Genomic DNA, 19,152 nt, shown 5'->3' with positions numbered 1-19,152 from the left:
GGATGGGGTGGTTGGTTGGGGCAAAGTGTCGGTGTGAGCGAATCGCGTTCGAACTACACCCCGCGGCCGATGTCCAGCGTGACCACCTATGCGCTGGGCGGGGTCGCTCTCGCGTTGATCGTGCTGATCGTCATCGCGGCGATCCGGTGGGGACGGGATGAAGCGACCGTACGCAACGACGGTTACGGTCCGGTGCGCGATCCCGGGCTGCACGCGGTGCTGGAGCAGGACGGCTCCATTCTGCTCGGTCGCCCCGATGCGAAGAAGACCATCGATATTTTCGAGGACCCGCTCTGCCCGGGCTGCGGCAACCTGGAGCACATCTACGGCCAGGAGATCGCGCAGCAGATCGATGAGGGCGAGCTTAAGGTGCGCTACCGCCTGGTGAACTTCCTCGACGCGCGTTCCCGCAGCAAGGACTACTCCACCCGTGCGGTGGCCGCGAATCAATGTGTTGCCGAGGGCGGTTCCGGCCCGGTCTATTCCAAGTTCCACATGGAGTTGTTCACCACCAAGCGGCCGAGCGAAGGCGGCGCCGACCTGACCAACGAAGAGCTGGCCGCGATAGCCAGGGATGCCGGAGCGGTGGAATCGGTTCTGCGGTGCGTCTCCACCGGCGCCGAGGTCGACTCCGCACGCACCACCGCCAAGGCGCAGACCGACGCTCTGGGCGCGGCGCTCGGCGGCTCTGCGGCCACGCCTGCGGTCTTCGACGGCACGACCAAGGTCGATGTCAACAACGAGGACTGGGTGGTCTCGCTCACCAACTGATCACAGGCCCCGTAGGGCCACGTGCGGGCTTTTTCACGACTGTCATACCGTGATCGGCTGCTGGCGCTACACGCCACCTTCGCGCCGACCTCACCCTTCGCCGAGAACCCCTGCGAACGGGAGGACCGAGTCGCCGACTCCACCATCGACGATCCGGCCCACTCGGCGGCGCGATCCCACATCCAGCCCCCGAAATCGCCGCGCGCCGAGTGTGCTGCTCCTCGGCGGCATGGGCTTCGCCCTAGCCGAACGGCGTGGGGTATGACTCATCCGACAAACGGACTCGACGACGTCGTTCACCAGCGCGTCCGACTGGGCATCCTCGCCGTCGCCCACGAGGCCCGGCGAGTGGAGTTCGGCTTTCTGCGGACCATGTTGGATCTGACCACAGGCAACCTCTCCCAGCATCTGACCGTATTGGAGAAGGCCGGGCTGGTGGAGATCGAGAAAGGCTACGAGGGCAAACGCGGCCGTACCTGGATCCACCTGACCGCGGCCGGGAAGAGAGCCCTGCACGACGAGATCTCCCAGCTGAAGCGAATCATCCGCCAAGTATGCACAGCAGTCTTCCACGCGCTATGCGCGAAGTCGTTGTCATCAGGAACCATTGCGGCGGCGCGTTCCACCGAGGCGAAGGAAACGATCCCCGTCGGCTCCCTACCGGCCGATCTGACGCGGAACCGCCACCGTGACGAGTTTGTCCGGGTTGCGCATGGCGTAGAAGTTGGTGATCTTGCTGTCGATGATCTCGATCAGAAAGACGCCTTCCAAGTGGTCGTCGTTGTAGATGACCATCGCGGGGGCGTTGTTGTAGTTGACCGTCTCGATTCGCAGTTTCGGCCTCCTCCTCGCGCTGTGGAACAGGTCCGTGAGGCACCGGGCTACCTTCTGCGCGCCCACCACCGGCCGGCGCGCCGCGATGGCCTTGCCGCCACTGTCGGCGGTCCAGGTGGCGTCCGGAGCGAGTAGCGAAAGGAGCCCCTCCGTGTCACCGGTGGTCGCCGCTGTCATGAACTGCTCGGTGATCTGCGTGATCTGCGCCGCGTCGACGGGCTCGAAGCGTTTGCGCCGTGCCTGCACGTGCGCGCGGGCGCGGTGCGCCACCTGGCGTGCCGTCATCACGGATTTGCCCACCGCCGCGGCGATGTCGTCGTAGTCGAAGCCGAACACCTCGCGCAGCACGAACACCGCTCGCTCGTCGGGGGTGAGCGTTTCGAGCAGCACGAGCATCGCCATCGACACCGACTCGGCGAGCACCATGTCAGCCGACGCGTCGTGCTCGTCGAGCAGCAGCGGCTCGGGCAGCCACGGACCGATGTAGTCCTCGCGACGGCGAGCGCCGGCCCGCAAGGCGTTGAGCGCCTGACGGGTCACCAGCCGTGCCAGATACGACTTGGTGTCGCGCACCGTCGCCAGGTCCACCTCGGCCCACCGCAGATAGCTGTCCTGCAGCACGTCGTCGGATTCGGTTGCCGAGCCGAGGATTTCGTAGACGATCGTGAACAGCAGCGGCCGCAGCACGGTGAACTGCTCGGCATGCTCGTCGGTCGTCACGGGAACGAGACCACCGGCGCAGCGGAGGCCGGCCGCTCGGGACGCGGGCCGCCCTTGGGCCAGGCCAGCGAGCCCGGTTTGCTGGCCTCGCGGCGGATTTTCCATACCGCGACCTTGCAGGTGACCTCCTTGATCCTGGCGCCCATGCGGCCGCCGATGTAGACGTTCACTGCGGTGTCGTCCTTGCGAGCGAGCTGTCGCACGCCGACGCGTCGGCCGAGGCTGACGCACGACCCCATGAGGGCCAGGTTGATCACCGCCGGTTCGGTCCCCGCGACACGGCTCAGCACGGTGTCGGCGGCCTGTGCCCCGAGCGCCCCGGCGGCCTGGCAGCTCATCCGCAGCGGCTGGCCCGACGGTGCGGCGGCGTCGCCGGTCGCGACGATGCGGTCATCGTCGACACTGGTCAGCGTCTCGTCGGTGAGCAGACGACCGAGCGCGTCGGTGCGCAGCCCGCTCGCAGCCGCCAACTCCGGCACGCCGAAACCTGTCGTCCAGATGGTGAGTGCGCTCGGACGCACCGCGCCATTGGCAAAGACGACCGCATCCGGCCGGACCTCGGCCACCGTGTCGGCCTCGAGCACGGCGACACCGTGGCGGGACAGCCACTTGGCGACGTATCGGCGACCCGGGGCACTCAATGACGGCATCAGAGATCCGCCACACACCAGTGTGACCGAGCGTCCTTGTTCGGCCAGTTCGGAGGCCGTCTCGATGCCGGTCGGTCCGCCGCCGACCACGGTGGCCGGAGCATCGAGGGACAACTCGTCCAGCCTGGCGCGCAGCCGCTGCGCGGACTCGAATTCAGCGATGGGGAAAGCGAACTCGGCCGCGCCAGGCACAGACGGTATCGCCGCGGTGCTGCCGACCGCGTAGATGACGTGGTCGTAGTCCAGCGCGCGACCCGACGCCAGCCGCACCACACGGGCGGCAGTGTCGATGCGAGTGGCGCTGTCGACAACCAACTCGATGCCCTCGCCGAGCAGCGTGCCGTAGTCAACCGTCGCATCGCCGGTGCCGGCCACCAACTGGTGCAGCCGGACTCGATCCACGAACATCGGGCGGGGATTGACCAGCGTGATATCGACATCGGTGCGCATCCGCAGATGATTGGCCGCGACTATCCCGGCATAACCGCCGCCGATGACGACGACCTTGTGGCGTGTGTTGTGTTCAGTCATGCCCTCAGGACACCGAGGATCGCCGAAACATGACACGATTAAGACGTGATGTGCGTCACTTCACTCGGGAGCGTGAGCACGCCGACCGGGCGCATCCCTGGATTGTGGAGTCGGGCAAGGCCGATCTGACAGATCCGTGCGGCAGCCGGACCGGACATCCTGAATTCGGCAACGCGGCTCAGTTGTGCCGACTATTGCCAGCACTGGGGATGCGGGCTATGGCATGAACCTCGCGGCCACTCAGATTCTGCCAAGATCTTGACGCAAGACATGCTTCGAGCCGTCTCCGCACCCCGGAATCGGGGCGATTTGGTGGCCGACACACCGTTGGTGTAACTTCATTCAGGCGCACGGGGAAGCTCGGAGCGCAACCCATCAGGGGCTATGGCGCAGCTGGTAGCGCACCACACTGGCAGTGTGGGGGTCAGGGGTTCGAGTCCCCTTAGCTCCACAATTTGGTACAAATTGTGGTCTTGAACTGGGGCATTGTGTCAAGTTCGGGCGTAGGAGCCTGAACTTGACTTCTGTGTTGTCCCTGTTCAAGGCCATCTTTTGTGTTCTATTACCGCAGGGTGTTCCTGCTTTGGCCGTGGTTTTGATCAGGTCAAGAGTGGTGGCGTTCGGCTGACTGGCTGATTACGCGGACTACTGGCCATTCTGTGGAATATCAGGATCGGTTCCGTCCGTGGGTGTCGCGAGTACGGATGCCGCGTTCACGCAACCGGTTCAGGACAGTGACCGGATCGACGGCGAGGTGTCGGGCGACTTGGGCGAGTGACCAGCCGAGGCTGTAAAGGTCGATAGCCTCGTCAACTTGTTCGGGGGACAGGCCGCGGCGTCGCATCGGAATCTTGTGCCGATGCAGGATCGCGCTGACGGTGCGGCGGTGGATATTGAACCTGTCGCCGAGCTCGTATGTCGTTTCGCCGGCAACGTATCGCTGGATCAAGGTTCGGATTTGGTCCTGATCGAGTTGGTGTGCCCGCCGTGGTGGGGGCCGGCCGGCGGGCACCGGCGCCAGCGGTGAACTCTTGTTGCCGATCGCCGCTGGATCGTCATCGGTACCTCGGTCGTTGGCTGTCTGCTGTCGGGCGAGTTCAATGAGTACCGCCGCGATCTTCTCGGCATCGTGCGGGTCGCGACGGACGTCGTGCACATGAAGCTCGCCCCATCGAGTAGTGGCGTTATTCGGAGTTGTCATACGACTATCCTCGGCTCGCACCCCATTGGGCGCCAACACCCCAACTGCCGCCCGCCGGGGGACTGCGGTTGAGTCATGACAAATGTAAGCAGTCAGGGCGCATCGATGATCTCGTCAAGCGCTGTTCGGGCGGTGTCGGGATCACGTGTGGCGGTTTCGCGCCGCGCGGGCTCGGTCCCAGAGCCGATCAACGACGAGCCTCGAGCGAGGAGACCTCCGCCACACCGGAGGTCTCCTCGTCTCGACAGGTCAATCGTCGTCGTCTTCGTTACGGTCGGCCGCGTCGGCGGCTCGCTCGTCGAACCCTGACTGCGCGGTGGGGCTTTTATGTAGGCGGAGCGTGTGTCAGGGCCTGCACGGTCGTCGGCTTTGTCTCATATTCGGAAACCTGGATTGCCTCGTTTCGGATTGTTGAATGACTCTGTGGCAGTTGATATTTCGGTATGGCTGACCTTGGGCACTGTGGGCCAGTCCGGAGGACTTGTCACCACCGCATGTGGGTCCGAGCCGAAAAGTGGGACGGAGCCTGAGGCTGGACAGGCCCGGTAAGGATCTGCGATCTGGTCGGCTACGTGCGGCTCGGTGTGTACGTATCGATGGCGTCGTCCAGCAGGCGACGCAGGGGTGTGGCTGTCGGAGCGAGGGCCGTGGCCAGCAGGGCGGGGCCGGGCAGGGGCGTGACGATGCCCTGGCCGTCGGCGGGGTCGTTGCCGAGCAAACGGGTGGCGGGTGGGGCGTTGGCGAAGGCTGGGTCGACGATGAGGACGTGGCCGGTGGCGCGGTGTCCGGCCAGGACGGCGGGGCCGTCCCAGCCGGGGGCTGCGGGGCCGAAGGCGGTGTGCTGGGCGAGCAGAGGACGCCCGTCGCGGTGCACGGTGAGGTGGCTGGTGAGGTTGCCGGGGGTTTCGTGGGCTCGTCCGAGGATCAGTTCTTCGCGCAGGACGAGCCGGGCGGTGGGGGCGAGGTCCACGGTGTAGGTCTGGCGTAGGTTGCTGCCGTGGGTGCTGATCAGCGGGTGGGGCAGCCAGGACAGGGTCGCTTGTTCTTCCACGGTGAGAGTCACGTCGTAGGTGGCGTGGTCGGTGGTGGCGCCGCGCAGGGCGAGGGTGGCGGCGGCGGTGGTGATCTCCAGTTCGGCGCCGGTTTCGGCGGTGACGTGGATAGCCAGTCTGTCCCCGCCCAGCGGCGCGCTCATCGCGCCGACGATGCGGACACGTGCTTGGGTGCCGCGGTGGCTGAGCTGGCACAGGTGAAAGGGGCCGTCGTTGTGCAGGTAGGGCACGGCGGTCGGGCCGTCGATGCCGACCGCCCGGATGCGGGCGGTGGCGTGGACACCTCTGCCTGCGCGCGGTGCGGCCTGGGTGTGTGGCGAGGTGCTGGTCATGCCGCGGTCCAGGTGGCCAGGCGTGCGCATATCCAGTCGGCTACCGGCCGAACGCCGTCATCGGCGGTGAGGGAGGTGAAGGCGACGGGTCGTTCGCCGCGCTGACGTTTGGCGTCGGTGGCCATGGTTTCCAGGTCCGAGCCGACGTGGGGAGCCAGATCGGTCTTGTTGATCACCAGGAGGTCGGCGGTGGTGATGCCGGGGCCGCCCTTGCGGGGGATGTCGTCGCCGCCGGCCACATCGATGATGAAGATCTGGGCGTCGACCAGCCCCCGGGAGAAGATGGCGGTGAGGTTGTCGCCACCGGATTCGACCAGCATGAGGTCGAGCGGTCCGGCGGTCGCCTCCAGGTGCTCGACGGCTTCGAGGTTGGCGGAGATGTCGTCACGGATCGCGGTGTGTGGGCAGGCTCCTGTCTCCACGGCCTGGATGCGCTCGGCGGGCAGGACCGCACTGCGCAGCAGGAAGTCGGCGTCCTCGCGGGTGTAGATGTCGTTGGTGACCACGGCGATGGACAGCTGGTCGCGCAGGGCCCGACAAAGCGCGGCGACCGTGGCGGTTTTTCCGGAGCCGACCGGACCGCCCAAACCGATCCGCAGTGCCCGGCGGGAACCGTCGGGTCCGGTGGGATCGGCGGGTCGGTCGGCGTAGGCGCTGTGCGAGTGGGGGATGCTGTCGTCGAGGTGCACGGAGGTCTCCTCAGCGGTGTGAACGGGTGTGGTCAGGAAGCGAACAGGCGGACCGGCCACTGGGCGTGTTGCGCGGCGGTGACGTCGAGCAGTGGCGCGGAGTTGGCGGGCAGCACGGCGGTGCCTTCATCTGCCACACGGTCGGCAACTCGTGCCGCACGGTCGACGACCTGGTCCAGGTCGTCGGCGAGCCGGACAAGAACGGCGGTGGCTTCGAAGGGATCCAGGCCCAGCAGTCGTACCGCTGCGGTGGCTGGGCCGCTGACGCTCTCGTAGGCGGCGGCGTACGCGGCGTCCAGTGACGTCAGGCCGGCCACGCGAGCAGTCAAGCCCAGCACCACGGGTTGGTGAGTACCCTGCGGGCGGTCCCGGGCGAGCTTGTCGAGTTCGGGTGCCGGCCACACGGCACGCGCGGCGCGCATCATCTGCCGTCCCTGTTTGCGGGCGATGTCGCGCAACGCGAGGACAGGGGTGCGAGCATCAGCGGCCTCGTCCAGTGCCAGTGGGTCGGCGCCGGCGGCCGTCGCGGCCGCCAGGGCCGCGGCGACCAGACCCGTGGTGTGCAGCCGTCCCTGGCAGAACGTCTGCAGACAGTCTGCGTCACGGATCGCTGCGCGGGCAATGGCAGCTTCCATCCCGCCGGAGTGCGCGTGTCCTCCGGCGGGGAAGCGGCCATCGGCCAGGATGAGCAGGGTTGCGCGGCTCATCGGTCAGAACAGGAAGTAGCGCTGGGCCATCGGCAGCGCGGTGGCGTGATCCTGCTTGGGGAGCATCTTCTGCCCGTCCACCTCGGTCATGTTGTCCCCTGTCGATTTTCCGCCGATTTCCACCGTGAAGGTCTCGGGGTCCACGTCGATTTCGGGCGTGGCGTTGTTTTCCAGCATGCTGCTCTTTCCGCGGCCCCGGGTGTCTTCGATGGCGCGGAACTGCTTGCTGACGCCGAGCCTTTGGGCCAGCCCCTTGTCCAGGGCCCGCTGTGTGACGAAGTTGAACGAATTGGCCGCGGGGGCCCGGCCCTGAGCTGCCCACACCGCACGCGGCAGGATCGGCTGCGGCGTGGGGATCGACGCGTTGGCGTCTCCCACCTGGGCGTAGGCGATCTGGCCACCCTTGAGGACCAGGTGTGGTTTGACGCCGAAGAACTTCGGCTCCCACAGCACCAGATCAGCGAGTTTGCCGACCTCGACCGAGCCGACCTCGTGGTCGATGCCGTGGGCTATCGCGGGATTGACGGTGTACTTCGCGATGTAGCGGCGGGCGCGGTGATTATCCGAGCCGTTGTCTCCATCCAGGAAGCCGACACGGTTCTTCATCACGTGCGCGGTCTGCCAGGTACGGATGATCATCTCACCGATGCGGCCCATGGCCTGGGCGTCGGAGGACATTATGGAGATCGCGCCCATATCGTGCAGCAGGTCCTCGGCCGCCATGGTGGAAGGGCGGATCCGTGAGTCGGCGAAGGCCAGATCTGCCGGGATTTCCGGATTGAGGTGGTGGCAGACCATCATCATGTCCAGGTGTTCTGCGACGGTGTTCACCGTCAAGGGTCGGGTCGGGTTGGTCGAAGCAGGCAGGACATTGGGGTGACTCGCCATCTTGATCATGTCGGGGGCATGGCCGCCGCCGGCGCCCTCGATGTGGAAGACATGCAGGCAGCGCCCGCCGATGGCTTTGATCGTGTCGTCGACGAAGCCGGCCTCGTTCAGCGAGTCTGCGTGGAGTGCGAGCTGCACGCCGGTGTCGTCGCAGACCCGAAGGCACGCGTCGAGGACCGCGGGGGTCGCTCCCCAGTCCTCGTGGATCTTGAAGCCGAGAACACCGGCGTCCACCTGGTTGTACAGCGAGGTCTTGGATGTGGTGCTGCCCTTGCCCAGCAGACCGATGTTGACGGGGAAGTCGTCCAGCGCCTCGAACATCCGGGCCAGATGCCACTTGCCGGGCGTCACGGTGGTGGCGGTGGACCCCTCGGCGGGACCGGTTCCGCCGCCGATCAACGTGGTCACACCGGCCGCGAGGGCTACGTGAATCTGTTCCGGACACAGAAAGTGCACATGGGTGTCCACGCCGCCGGCGGTGAGAATGCGGCCCTTGCCCGAAATGACCTCGGTTTCCGGACCGATCACGATGTCGGAGGGAGTCCCATCGTCACCGTGCATCGGGTCCATCGTCTCGGGGTTGTATGCCTTGCCCAGCGCCTGGATCCTGCCGTCGCGCAGAGCCACATCCGCTTTGACCACCCCCCAGTGGTCCAATACCACCGCGCCTGTTATGACGGTGTCCGCAGGCCTGCGCGTATCGCGCGGGCCGGGATCGCGGGGGATGCTGGACTGGCCCATCGACTCACGAATCACCTTGCCGCCGCCGAAGACGACCTCGTTCCCGCTACGGCCGGGCCCGCCGGCCCAGTCCTCGGTGATCTGGATGGATAAGGCGGTGTCCGCGAGCCGGATCCGGTCGCCGGCCGTCGGCCCGAACAGCTCGTTATACTCCTCGCGGGTCAGTGGATTCTCGTACGCTTCCCTTTTCATGGTCATCGAGAGGTCCTCCCGTTTCGTCGCGTGGACGCAGGATCGAGAGGGCCGCTCACTTCGCCGCGCAGGCCCAGCACGACACGCTCACCCTCGATAGGCACGAGCTCGACCTCGACGGGGCCGCACTCGGGTTCGAAACGCTGGGAGGTCCCGGCCGCCACGTTCAGCCGCATGCCGTGGGCGTCCTGACGATCGAAGTCCAAGCCGGGATTGGCCTCGGCGAAGTGGTAGTGCGAGCCCACTTGGATCGGACGTTTTCCGGGGTTGGACACATCCACCTTCCTCGTCGAATCCTTCAACTTCTCATTGAATTCGATCGGCGGCTCCCCGTCTGGGTACTCCACCTTTCCCGGATGCACCGGTTGCACCGTCGTGTCCTGAACGGGTTCGACCTTCAGCATGTGTACTGGCCCAGAGGGGTGAGCCGCCTGGTGTGGCTGGATAGGGTTGGTGATCGTCACGAGTTTCGTGCCATCAGGGAAGGTCGCCTCCACCTGGACGTCCTTGATCATCTCCGGGACACCTTCCATCAGCTGATCACGACATAGCTGCTGACGACCGGAGTCCATGATGTCCTGTACGAGCGTCCCCGCCCGCGCCTCTTCGTAGACGTACACCGTCAGCAGCGCCATCGCTTCCGGGTAATTCAGCTTCAGGCCACGTTCTTGGCGTCGGCGGGCCACGTCCGCCGCTACATGGATGAGCAGGCGCTCCTGCTCGTGCGGAGTCAGATGCATGTCGTCCCTCCTTACTTCTTCCTTGACCGGCAGCACACCCACACGACATACGCCCAGACGGCACCCGTATCGGGGTCGCGTCCGCTGCGGTGGCACATGACGGCTACTGGCGAACTACTGGCTGGCGATCGATGGCAGGCTGGGCAGCACATCGGCAGGCAGTGCGGAGATGCTGGACTGTCACTCGATAGTCGGGTCTGTCACTCGACAATCAGAATGAAGACTCGGTCTTGGTCAGCAGCTCGAGGCCACGGAAGAGACGGCCCCGCGCGATCAACGGAATAGCGGATAATTTGTGCGGCAACGGTTTCGCCCTGCCGAGCGCCCCGCAAGCGGCATGAGCGCTCACTCGAATCGTGGCCAGCACCTGGCGGGGAAGACTGCCAAATCGCACGCTCTGCAGGCCATCACCTGACGACCGGACATCTCATCGCGCAACCGGTCAGAGGTGGTCTCTGAAACGGGGAACGCGGCGACTGATGTCGGCATTGGTCATAGAACAGGGACTGGCGATAATCGCCTTGCCCCAGAACGACTTTCGCATTTCCATAGTGTGGAGTGAGTGAAGACTTCGGCATAACCGATGCTGGGAGACATCTAAATCCCCTGTCCCGTTCGGCGTGGAAAGAAGGTGTGCGCTCTGCCTGCCGTACTCGAACTCGTTGCCGTACAAAATTCTACAGTGCGCAACGGGGATCGGTACTGAGATTCCGCAGCACCAGCCAACATCGACGCCTGGCACCAGCTCTGGCAGATCGAGAACAGCTTCCCAGAAGCCCACCTGACAGATGTTCGCCAACTTAACCGTCAGCAACCAGATCGGAGATCAAACCTACTGGAGCATAGAGACATCCGGCCTCGAGTACCCGATGAGCGCCGAATTCCCGTCGTCGCGGCACGCGCGGGAGATGCAGTCCTTCGACGCGGACATCCACAACCACGCGTCGATCTGGACGCCCGGACCGGCACACGATCACTCGATTGTTACGTAACACCCTGCGCTGCAAGCGATCTCGTAACGAGCTTGTCCTTGGCGTACCACCGCATGCCGACCCATCAGCCCTGTCGAGGTCACCGACGGGTTTGGCATCACCCAAGCTCACTGCGGCATAGCTCGAGTGGCTGTTTGCCCCCTGACACATCTGAACTGACACACCTATGGAAGCGGCTTCAAAATCACTCGCCGACCTCGAGGTTCCCGTGCTGCGACTCGAACAACAGCAGGCGATCGCGGTTGTGTTGGCAGAACGCGAGCAGCGCATCGTATCCCTGCGTGCGGCACTTCGGGCTGAAGAAGAGGGGCGTGATGTGCTGGCAGAAGCATTGGTCACAGGTGTTGTCAGGGTCGACGGGATGTAGTCGGCGGCATCCTCGGCAGGCGCCGCGCGTGAAGAAGCCGGATCGTTCACCCGAGGCCGGCCCAGTGCTGCTACTCGGATGGAGGGCACGGTCATGCGCCCGCTACCGAGGTCTTCCGTGAGTGTCGCGGGTGGGTATTCCGTGTTGGCGGAGTGTGGTCAGGATGGTGGTGTGGGCTACGCCGAGATGCTGTCCGACGCGGGTGAGGGACCATCCGAGCTGGTAGAGGTGGACGGCTGTCTCGACCTGGTCGGGGGGCAGGCCGCGGCGCGTGGGAAACAACTCAGGACTGGACTGGGCATTGGTACTTTCGCGAGCCTATCGACGTGCCGCATTGGCAGTTGCAAGGCAGCCACCCCTAACCGATAGGCGGCTTCGATCCAACGGGGAGCTATAGCCGACCACGACGGCCGGAGAGCAGGACTATGAACAACGGCACCGCTAGGTAACGGGGCCAGTCGATCTCAGCCAGGTCGGGATCGGCGGTCAACAGCAGCACCGAGTCGAACTGCCCGGTCTCTGCGTACCGCACGAGTTGCTCCTGCACGCCCTCCAGCGACCATAGACCCGCGGCCTTGATCTCGACTCCGACCCTGTGCCCATCGTCGTAGTACATCCGGAAGTCGATTCTGCTCCCCTTGGCTTCCGAACTTCCCACCGAGAGCCCCTGCTCATGCTCTACGGTGACGTCGTTGTTGATGCCGGCATCACGCCACACCTCCCAGATGAGTTCGTGAAACTCCTCCTCGTCGCAGAAGCGAAAATCGTTGTGGTCGTCGGTGAACGGGTCCACAAGCGGCTGAATGTAGGTGCTCCAGATCGGCGACTCATGCACCTCACCCGCCGATACACACCCGGTGCGCGAAATGCCTATCGACGTAGTCCGGGCCGTCCTCCCCGTTCCCGTCGTCCTGCATGGCATCCCCCTTCATAGGTGTCGATGTCACCGCCTCTGCGGGACACGGAAATCGGCAAGAGCGCGCACAAATGGCCCGAGATGATCTGGAGCCATTGATCTTTAGGTCAGACCGCGTCGCCGCCGAGTTCGCGACCATAGGTGGATTGGCGCATGTGAGCGGGTCAGGAATATGGTGTCATAGCCCGAAGGAGCCGGTGGATGGCTGGGTTGCGCCGACGGTCACGCTGTAGTCGTCGCCCTTCGCCTGATCTCCGGCGGTGTAGTTGGAGCCGCAGAACCCCGACAGCCGGTAGGTGCCCGAGGCCAGGCCGGAGCGAACAGGGGTGACGGTTTGGTCGGGTCCGGCCGCGCCGGACGGCGAGTACTCGGTGAACTCGTGCACCGACTGGTCGATGTTGATGGTGGCCCAGCAGATGCCGGTGCTGTTCGGGTTGTGGATAGTAGCGGTGATTTGGTCGGTGCGGGTGGCGTTGAACGACAGGTCCGGCGGCTGATCGGTCGCTGCGGCGGCGTGACCGGTGAGTGGCGCAGTATTGAGAATGCCCATCGCCACGACGGCGGCGGCCCCCCTTTTCATATATGACATGGCGGCGATTCTGGCACGCCAGGTTCCGTATAGCACCCGATCGCACGGAACTCGGCATTGCGTACGTTGGGAGGCCGTGCCTACCAACATATCTGGACGATCGACCAACGGGCGCTCCGCAGCACTATCGGATGTCTGGCCAACCAGACGCCGGTTCGGTATCGACGTGTGCCTTCCGAGAGCTTCAAACGTCGAACTTAAAGATCTTTCGGTAATTCAGTGAGTCGTACCGATCGGATTGTGCTGTGGCGTAGGACAATCGCAGGGTGTCAGAGCGGGTGCCACCATCGGGTGGGCGGGAGAGTGGCCGAAAGAGTAAGCGCGCCCGGATGCGTCGTGATTTCGACGCGTTGCGGGAGCGTCGTATGCGGGCGGTGGAGATGTTCGAGGCCGGTAGGCGGCAGGTCGATGTGGTGGTGGAGCTCGAGGTGTCGGCGCAGACGGCGTCGCGCTGGCACAAGGCGTGGGTCGAAGGTGGACGAGACGCTTTGGCGAGTGTGGGCCGGGCGGGTCGTCGGCCACGGTTGAGCGATGAGCACGTTCGCGAGGTCGAAGCCGCATTGATGAAGGGCCCCAAGGTGAATGGGTTTCCAACCGACATGTGGACCTTGGCGCGGGTAGCCGAGGTGATCGAGCGCGTTACCGGGGTGCGGTATTCACAGACGCAGACCTGGACGATCCTGCGTGAGCGGATGGGATGGAGTCGGCAGCGTCCGGCGCGCCGCGCGGTCGAGCGCAACGACGAGGCGATCGCGGTGTGGCGCAAGACCGAGTGGCCGCGCATAAAAAGCGCTCGGCGCCGAGGTGCGTGGATCTGCTTCCAAGACGAGAGCGGATTCTCCCTGCTGCCCGCAGTGAGAGCGACCTGGGCGCCCAAAGGTGTCACACCGACGCTGCGGCACCGGTTTTCGTGGAAACGACTGTCGATGGCCGGGGTCCTGGCCTATCGGTCCGACCGCAGTGGCGCGGCGTTCGTGTTCCAGATCAAAGAGGGTGCTTACAACACCGAGTCGCTGATCGAATTCCTCACCGCATTGGGTAGGCACTTCGCCGGTGACGCGGTCACCCTGATCTGGGACGGGCTGCCCTCGCACCGCTCCAAGGCCATGAAAGCCTGGATCGCGACCCAACGCATGTGGCTGCGCGTCGAGCAACTCCCGCCCTACGGCTACGAACTCAACCCCATCGAAATGGTCTGGGGCAACATCAAATCCACCGAACTGGCCAATCTGTGTCCCGACACGATCGATGAAGCCCGCGCCGCTACCGAAACCGGGCTCGAACGCGTCGGCACGAACTACGATCTGTGTTTCAACTTCCTCGACCACACCGGGCTTCTCCTTTGACAGCAACTCACTCTATTACCGAAAGATCTTTAATAGTGTGTCATTCACTCGAATGACACGCAGAGCCATAGGCATATCCCGCCGCGTGGCGAACCCCAAGGGCTCGTAACATCTTTGGAAGCCAGACCTATGTAGGTGGGGCGGTTGCGGATACCTGCGCACATCAGAGCGCGGGCCGGTGACAGGCGAACAGTGTCGTACTTCTCGTGTGTGCGTGCTGAAAACTTTCGTATCTTCGGGTCGGGGCGCAGTCGGGCGGTATACGAATTGGTCGACTTCCATCAATAGCAGCGATTCCCCAAACGGGGCATGCTTTCTCGGCAGCAAGACTATGATCTTGAGATCGGCTGTCGCCGTAGCTGTTCCGGCACGATGTTGTCGCTGAGCCACGCCGCTCAGGCATCGGGGACGGTTCGGCGGCGCATCCCGAACAACATGTACCGGTCGACGTCGTCCACGCTCGCCGCAGCAGTGCGGTTCAGGGCTGTGCCTGGCGGCCCCATGACCCGGACCGTGGAAGCGGGTACGCGACAGGGGATCTCGGCACCCGGACGTCGCGTCATTACTGTCGACATTCGGTCATTATTGATCGCGTCGGTTGTGGCGTTGTGTCGTAAGCGAATTCGAGCCAGTGCCCGGTGCGAACGTGGCCGTCGTCTGGTTCCGATAAGGGGAGTCCCCGATGTCCAGTTCTGTGTCGGTGCCGTGGTGGGCCGCGATCCTCGTGACGTTGATCGGCCCAGCCATCGGCTTTGCTGGCAGCGTCGTTGCAGCGCGGCTGCAACGACGGACGGGCAGCGACACCGTTAGAGCAATGCGGGAAAGCATCCAGGTCACCAAGTCCTCCGCGCTCGCGTCCACACGCTCAGCCGAGGCCGCCGAGCGTGCTGCCCGCACTGCGGAACAGGCCGAGCGGCATGTCAACAACTTCCGTATGCACGACGACACGATGCGCACGCTGTACTGGGCGGCCGATCACGCAATCGCGCCCGAAAGTCATCGGGCACTGCTTGGTCTGGAGGTACTTGCCAGGCTCGCGGAACAAGCACGAGCGGACGCGAACAACCGTGCCGGTCGGATCGTCTCGGCGACTGACACCGCCGTGCGGAAAGTGGCCGTTCCGACATTCCTGGCCAGGACACCTATCGCGAGCTCGTGGCGCCCGGGATCTACGACAGCCGCGTCCGGTCCGCTGCGACCTGCCTGGGGCCGCACTACGCCGGCGCGGAATACCCACCCGCAGACGATCGTAGCGAGCCCGGGCATCTGGAAGGCGACCTGGTATTCGGAACCAGGCCGTCGGCGGTCGCGACTTTGGTGGATAGGCAATCCCGTTTCACGCATGTGGTGGCGTTGCCGGACGGGTACCGGGCCGAGACGGTAGCCTATGCGCTGATCACCTATCTGAGCAGGTTGCCGGCGCATCTGCGTCGGTCGCTGACCTGGGATCGCGGACGGGAAATGGCCGAGCACAAGCGCATTACCACAGCTCTCGACATGCCCGTCTACTTTTGCACCCCGCATCATCCGTGGCAACGCGGGACGAACGAGAACCCGAATGGGCTGCTTCGGCAGTACCTTCGCAAGAAGGCTGACCTGCGCAGTTTCACCCAGGACGACCTGAACATGATCGCCGCCAGACTCAACGATCGGCCTCGTCGAGTGCTCGACTGGGACAGCCCACGCCAGCGAGAAGAACAGGTGCTCGGCACCTATGCAGCCGGATAGCAAAGCCGGCCATCAGGGGTGGTTGGCATGATGGCCGGCATGGCTACCACAGGGCTTCCCGAACTCGATGTCGCCCGGATCGTGAAGTACTGCGCCAGTAGAGTTCCCGAACAATATCGCCACGAGATTCGGGTCGAATGCGACGTCTCGCCGCGCCATGTCACGATCTGCGAATGCCGACCACCATGGCGCGAGGACTTCGGCCCGGAATGGACACGATTCCCGATCGCCCGCCTGCACTACACGAAGAAAACAGGGTTGTGGACGCTGTATTGGCGGGACAGACACCTCAAATTTCACCGCTATCGGTTCTTGGAGCCGAGCCCTCACGTTCAGGACCTGCTCGATCACATCGACAACAGTGGCGACCCGATCTTCTGGGGTTGATCAGTTATCGTCGGTGATGCGTTGACCTATTGAGACCAAGATCGTTTCCGGAACGATGACCGGTATGGCCGCGGCCTGCTCCATCCGGGCGTCGATATCGGCCAGACTCCGATGCGGTAACCGCGACACCGACATTCGCAACGCGTCGACCCAACCCGGTCGCATCGGTTCGGGAACCAGCATGCGTGCCAGCAATAGCGAGGCATCCACCGCTTTCGTCCCGACCGGGCGCAGTACTCCCGCCCCGATCGTGCGAGTGGCGACATCGACCACCGCGTAAGAGCAAGCGTTAGCTGTCGGCGGTGGACTTGAGCCGAATGCGCGATGGGCTAACGTCCATCAACCTGCGGCGAAACAGAATTTGTCCCTCGACTCTTCGTATCATCGGCTCGCGAGGGGCGCCTCCACGAACCCCTGGGCGACCTCCTCGAAGGTCCTCAGGAGTGTGTTCGCGGCCGGAGTGAGACGCTGCTCTGCCATGTGCGCAAGCAGAATTCGCCGGGACGGGGCCCCGCCGGTCAGCGGAATGACGCGGACGTCCTCGCGCAGGTTCGACAGCGCAAGTCGGGGCGCCAGCGATACGCCGAGGTCGACCGCCACCATGGCTTGGGCTTCCTGGTAGTCGTTTGCCGCAAATGCTACCGAGGGGGTGAATCCTGCTGCGTTGCAGGCCTTTTCCAAGGCTAGCCCGACCGGATGGTTGTCCTCGCGGGTGATCCATTGCTCATCGGCGAGTTCGTCCATCGCGATTGTCTTCCGATCGGCGAAGCGATGGTTGACCGATACGACGAGCGTCGGTGGATCGATCAGGAGTTCATGCACCGCGAGCTCCTGATCGTCGACGCGAGCCCACGCGTAGTCCCAGAGCAGCGACAGTTCGACTTCGCGCGTGTCGAGCATCGCGCGCAACTGCGCGAATCGGGAGCTGCGCACGGTCAGGGCCACGGCCGGATGGCGGGCCTTGAACAGCTTGACCACCGACGGCAGCAGACTCGATCCGGCCGTGGGAAAAGTCCCGATCCGCACGGTGCCCGAGCGGAGTCCGGCGATGTCGTCGAGCTCCCTGCGCGCGGCAAGCAGTTGAGTCTCGATGCGCTCGGCACGACGAGTCAACATGGCCCCCGCCTCGGTCAGCCGAATGCCGCGCGCGTGCCGTTCCAGCAGCGGTTGGCCGGCCTCGGTCTCGAGCTTGGCGATCTGTTGGGAGACCGCCGAGGTCGTGTAGTTCAGCTGTGCCGCGGCTGACGTGATGGAGCCGGCGCGCACCACATCGATCAGCAACAACAGGCGACGAGGGTCGAGCATGGTGCGGCTCCAGGGTTTAGTAGAAGTTAAACCTCCTCAAGGTTTTCGAAATTGTACTCCAGTGTCCGAGGCTGCACGCTTGTCTGTGTCACCGTGACCCGGCTCACGAACAGCTGGGAGTCGCGCGGTGGTTCACAGATCCTCTTCACGAGCGAAAGGCGGGCCGGACGGGTGTTCACACTCCGCGGAACCTGGATGCGCGGAGGGACCAGCAAATGCTGGCTCTTCAACGCGGTTGACGTCGACCCCTTGATCGGACGGGCCGGCGGGCTCGACGCCATCCTGACATCCGCCTTCGGCTCGGGCGATCCCCGCCAACTCGACGGTGTCGGCGGCGGCAGTTCCACTACATCGAAGGCCGCGGTCGTCCGACGCTCCAGCACGCGTGGTATCGACATCGACTACCTATTCGCACAGGTGGCGATCGGGGACCGGCGAGTGGAATGGGGCAGCAACTGCGGGAACTGCGCGACAGCGATCGGTCTGTACACGCTGCAGGCAGGGCTCGTCGCGGTCGACACCGCGACCACGACGGTGCGCATGCGCAACCAGAACACCGGAGCGATCCTCACCGCGGAGATCGCCACCCCGAATGGAATCGTGCCCGCCGAGGGCACTGCCGCCGTCCCGGGCACGAGCGCTCTCGGCGTCCCGGTCTCGCTGACCTTCACCGATCTGGCCGCCGACCACCGATCATTGCTACCGACCGGTGCGGCGTCGGATCGGATCACGGTCGGTGACAATAACTATCGAGCCACACTGGTGATCGCCGGCGCCCCTGCCGCCCTGTTCCACGCCACCGACCTAGGACTGACCGGCACCGAGGACAACAATCTGATCGCCGAGCGCCTACCCCTGCTCATCGCGCTACGCACCGCGTCCTCGCTGCGGATGGGGCTCAGCCGCGCCGGTGATCCCGTCTCGCACGCGATCCCGAAGGTCGGCATCGTCGGGCCGCCACACGACTACCGCACCAGCACGGGGGTATATACCACCGCGGAGGAATACGACGTTTCGGTCCGGATGGTCTCCATGCTCGCGCCGCATCCCGCGATCGGACTCACCTCAGCCGTCGCCGTGGCAGCCGCGGCGACCGTGCCCGGCAGCATAGTCGCCGACAACGCCCGCATCGGGTGGCCCGGATCCCTGCGACTGGGCACCCCGGCCGGCATCCTCGAGCTCGACATGACCTCGACACCGGATGGTGTCCCCGAGTCCGTCACCTTGTATCGAGCCGCCCGGCGCATCGCTACCGCAGAGCTCTTCATCACGCCGACGACGGTCCTGGCCGGATCCGCATGACGGCCAGGCACCGGCGGACGGCCGAGAAATCTGATCCGAACCGCCGAATCACCAGAACTCGATGCGGTAGTCGACCACAATCGCCCCCAGGCAGACCGCATAGCCCGAGCGGAACCAACACGAACGGGCGAACAGTCGGCCACCCCGTGGACATCGCTGTCCAGGATGAAGG

General features: G+C 64.7%; 17 protein-coding genes, 1 tRNA gene and 3 pseudogenes. 8 read left to right on the top strand and 13 right to left on the bottom strand.

All coding sequences use genetic code 11. The annotated features are described in order from the left end of the window. Positions 1-33: 33 nt before the first annotated feature. On the top strand, positions 34-771 hold the full coding sequence (locus tag OHB12_RS17210) for a DsbA family protein (protein WP_327120751.1): 738 nt from the start codon (positions 34-36) through the stop codon (positions 769-771). A 261-nt stretch (positions 772-1,032) separates the two neighbouring features. Further along, a pseudogene (locus OHB12_RS17205) lies at positions 1,033-1,305 on the top strand (transcriptional regulator); the annotation flags it as partial. Between the two features lie 123 nt (positions 1,306-1,428). Here the strand turns inward: OHB12_RS17205 and sigJ are convergent. Both sigJ and OHB12_RS17195 read right to left on the bottom strand, forming a co-directional pair. After that, positions 1,429-2,325 carry an RNA polymerase sigma factor SigJ gene (sigJ, locus tag OHB12_RS17200; RefSeq protein ID WP_327120749.1) on the bottom strand — a complete coding sequence of 299 codons (897 nt, stop codon included), beginning with the start codon at positions 2,323-2,325 and terminating at the stop codon, positions 1,429-1,431. Then, the gene (locus OHB12_RS17195; protein ID WP_327120747.1) at positions 2,322-3,506 is read right to left on the bottom strand and encodes an NAD(P)/FAD-dependent oxidoreductase; all 1,185 of its coding nucleotides are present in this window, start codon (positions 3,504-3,506) and stop codon (positions 2,322-2,324) included. The genes sigJ and OHB12_RS17195 overlap by 4 nt, the downstream gene beginning before the upstream one ends. 378 nt (positions 3,507-3,884) lie before the next feature. Here OHB12_RS17195 and OHB12_RS17190 point away from each other — a divergent pair. Continuing rightward, a tRNA-Ala gene (locus OHB12_RS17190) sits at positions 3,885-3,957 on the top strand. A 216-nt stretch (positions 3,958-4,173) separates the two neighbouring features. Here the strand turns inward: OHB12_RS17190 and OHB12_RS17185 are convergent. The 6 genes from OHB12_RS17185 to OHB12_RS17160 form a co-directional block, all read right to left on the bottom strand. Beyond that, on the bottom strand, positions 4,174-4,707 hold the full coding sequence (locus OHB12_RS17185) for a hypothetical protein (protein WP_327120745.1): 534 nt from the start codon (positions 4,705-4,707) through the stop codon (positions 4,174-4,176). Between the two features lie 568 nt (positions 4,708-5,275). Next, the gene (locus OHB12_RS17180; RefSeq protein ID WP_327120743.1) at positions 5,276-6,121 is read right to left on the bottom strand and encodes an urease accessory protein UreD; all 846 of its coding nucleotides are present in this window, start codon (positions 6,119-6,121) and stop codon (positions 5,276-5,278) included. Next, complete coding sequence (ureG, locus tag OHB12_RS17175) at positions 6,088-6,780, bottom strand: urease accessory protein UreG (RefSeq protein WP_327120741.1); 693 nt, start codon at positions 6,778-6,780, stop codon at positions 6,088-6,090. Before ureG ends, OHB12_RS17180 begins: the two co-directional genes overlap by 34 nt. 32 nt (positions 6,781-6,812) lie before the next feature. Beyond that, positions 6,813-7,487: an urease accessory protein UreF gene (locus OHB12_RS17170; protein WP_327120739.1), complete on the bottom strand. Its 675-nt coding sequence runs from the start codon at positions 7,485-7,487 to the stop codon at positions 6,813-6,815. Between the two features lie 3 nt (positions 7,488-7,490). Then, entirely contained in the window at positions 7,491-9,308 is a 1,818-nt protein-coding gene (locus OHB12_RS17165) for an urease subunit alpha (RefSeq protein ID WP_327121181.1), read from the bottom strand. Positions 9,309-9,310: 2 nt separating this feature from the next. Further along, positions 9,311-10,048 (bottom strand): urease subunit gamma, encoded by a 738-nt coding sequence (locus OHB12_RS17160; RefSeq protein ID WP_327120737.1) that lies wholly within the window; start codon positions 10,046-10,048, stop codon positions 9,311-9,313. Between the two features lie 1,200 nt (positions 10,049-11,248). On the opposite strand from OHB12_RS17160, the gene OHB12_RS17155 reads away from it, so the two are divergent. Continuing rightward, positions 11,249-11,407, top strand: coding sequence for a restriction endonuclease subunit S (locus OHB12_RS17155; RefSeq protein ID WP_327120735.1), 159 nt, complete (start codon positions 11,249-11,251; stop codon positions 11,405-11,407). Positions 11,408-11,798: 391 nt separating this feature from the next. Here the strand turns inward: OHB12_RS17155 and OHB12_RS17150 are convergent, their stop codons facing one another. Further along, a complete protein-coding gene (locus OHB12_RS17150; protein ID WP_327120733.1) occupies positions 11,799-12,242 on the bottom strand; it encodes a hypothetical protein in 444 nt (147 codons plus the stop codon). Positions 12,243-12,501: 259 nt separating this feature from the next. After that, on the bottom strand, positions 12,502-12,912 hold the full coding sequence (locus tag OHB12_RS17145; protein ID WP_327120732.1) for a hypothetical protein: 411 nt from the start codon (positions 12,910-12,912) through the stop codon (positions 12,502-12,504). Between the two features lie 329 nt (positions 12,913-13,241). Between OHB12_RS17145 and OHB12_RS17140 the strand changes: the two genes are divergently transcribed. Then, entirely contained in the window at positions 13,242-14,258 is a 1,017-nt protein-coding gene (locus OHB12_RS17140; RefSeq protein WP_327120731.1) for an IS630 family transposase, read from the top strand. A gap of 865 nt (positions 14,259-15,123) precedes the next feature. Here OHB12_RS17140 and OHB12_RS17135 read toward each other — a convergent pair. Continuing rightward, on the bottom strand, positions 15,124-15,258 hold the full coding sequence (locus OHB12_RS17135; protein WP_327120729.1) for a hypothetical protein: 135 nt from the start codon (positions 15,256-15,258) through the stop codon (positions 15,124-15,126). A gap of 239 nt (positions 15,259-15,497) precedes the next feature. On the opposite strand from OHB12_RS17135, the pseudogene OHB12_RS17130 reads away from it, so the two are divergent. Continuing rightward, positions 15,498-15,986: pseudogene (locus tag OHB12_RS17130) on the top strand (IS30 family transposase); the annotation flags it as partial. A 39-nt stretch (positions 15,987-16,025) separates the two neighbouring features. Then, a complete protein-coding gene (locus OHB12_RS17125) occupies positions 16,026-16,373 on the top strand; it encodes a DUF3024 domain-containing protein (RefSeq protein WP_327120725.1) in 348 nt (115 codons plus the stop codon). 21 nt (positions 16,374-16,394) lie between these two features. On the opposite strand, the pseudogene OHB12_RS17120 reads toward OHB12_RS17125, so the two are convergent. Continuing rightward, positions 16,395-16,649: pseudogene (locus tag OHB12_RS17120) on the bottom strand (integrase); the annotation flags it as partial. A gap of 105 nt (positions 16,650-16,754) precedes the next feature. Further along, positions 16,755-17,678: a LysR family transcriptional regulator gene (locus OHB12_RS17115; RefSeq protein ID WP_327101421.1), complete on the bottom strand. Its 924-nt coding sequence runs from the start codon at positions 17,676-17,678 to the stop codon at positions 16,755-16,757. Positions 17,679-17,873: 195 nt separating this feature from the next. Between OHB12_RS17115 and OHB12_RS17110 the strand changes: the two genes are divergently transcribed. Further along, positions 17,874-18,980 carry a PrpF domain-containing protein gene (locus tag OHB12_RS17110; RefSeq protein WP_327120723.1) on the top strand — a complete coding sequence of 369 codons (1,107 nt, stop codon included), beginning with the start codon at positions 17,874-17,876 and terminating at the stop codon, positions 18,978-18,980. Positions 18,981-19,152 lie beyond the last annotated feature (172 nt).

Source organism: Nocardia sp. NBC_01730 (assembly GCF_035920445.1).
Classification (GTDB): Bacteria; Actinomycetota; Actinomycetes; order Mycobacteriales; family Mycobacteriaceae; genus Nocardia.
Note: the sequence above shows the minus strand (reverse complement) of the source record. Positions and strands in the feature narration are given on the sequence as shown.

Coding starts and splice junctions, on each gene's coding strand:
- OHB12_RS17180 (WP_327120743.1), bottom strand. CDS start 6,121: ATGCGCACGCCTGGCCACCTGGACCGCGGCATGACCAGCACCTCGCCA.
- OHB12_RS17110 (WP_327120723.1), top strand. CDS start 17,874: ATGCGCGGAGGGACCAGCAAATGCTGGCTCTTCAACGCGGTTGACGTC.
- OHB12_RS17170 (WP_327120739.1), bottom strand. CDS start 7,487: ATGAGCCGCGCAACCCTGCTCATCCTGGCCGATGGCCGCTTCCCCGCC.
- OHB12_RS17145 (WP_327120732.1), bottom strand. CDS start 12,912: ATGTCATATATGAAAAGGGGGGCCGCCGCCGTCGTGGCGATGGGCATT.
- OHB12_RS17135 (WP_327120729.1), bottom strand. CDS start 15,258: ATGACTTTCGGGCGCGATTGCGTGATCGGCCGCCCAGTACAGCGTGCG.
- OHB12_RS17195 (WP_327120747.1), bottom strand. CDS start 3,506: ATGACTGAACACAACACACGCCACAAGGTCGTCGTCATCGGCGGCGGT.
- OHB12_RS17185 (WP_327120745.1), bottom strand. CDS start 4,707: ATGACAACTCCGAATAACGCCACTACTCGATGGGGCGAGCTTCATGTG.
- OHB12_RS17125 (WP_327120725.1), top strand. CDS start 16,026: ATGGCTACCACAGGGCTTCCCGAACTCGATGTCGCCCGGATCGTGAAG.
- OHB12_RS17160 (WP_327120737.1), bottom strand. CDS start 10,048: ATGCATCTGACTCCGCACGAGCAGGAGCGCCTGCTCATCCATGTAGCG.
- OHB12_RS17165 (WP_327121181.1), bottom strand. CDS start 9,308: ATGAAAAGGGAAGCGTACGAGAATCCACTGACCCGCGAGGAGTATAAC.
- OHB12_RS17115 (WP_327101421.1), bottom strand. CDS start 17,678: ATGCTCGACCCTCGTCGCCTGTTGTTGCTGATCGATGTGGTGCGCGCC.
- OHB12_RS17140 (WP_327120731.1), top strand. CDS start 13,242: ATGCGTCGTGATTTCGACGCGTTGCGGGAGCGTCGTATGCGGGCGGTG.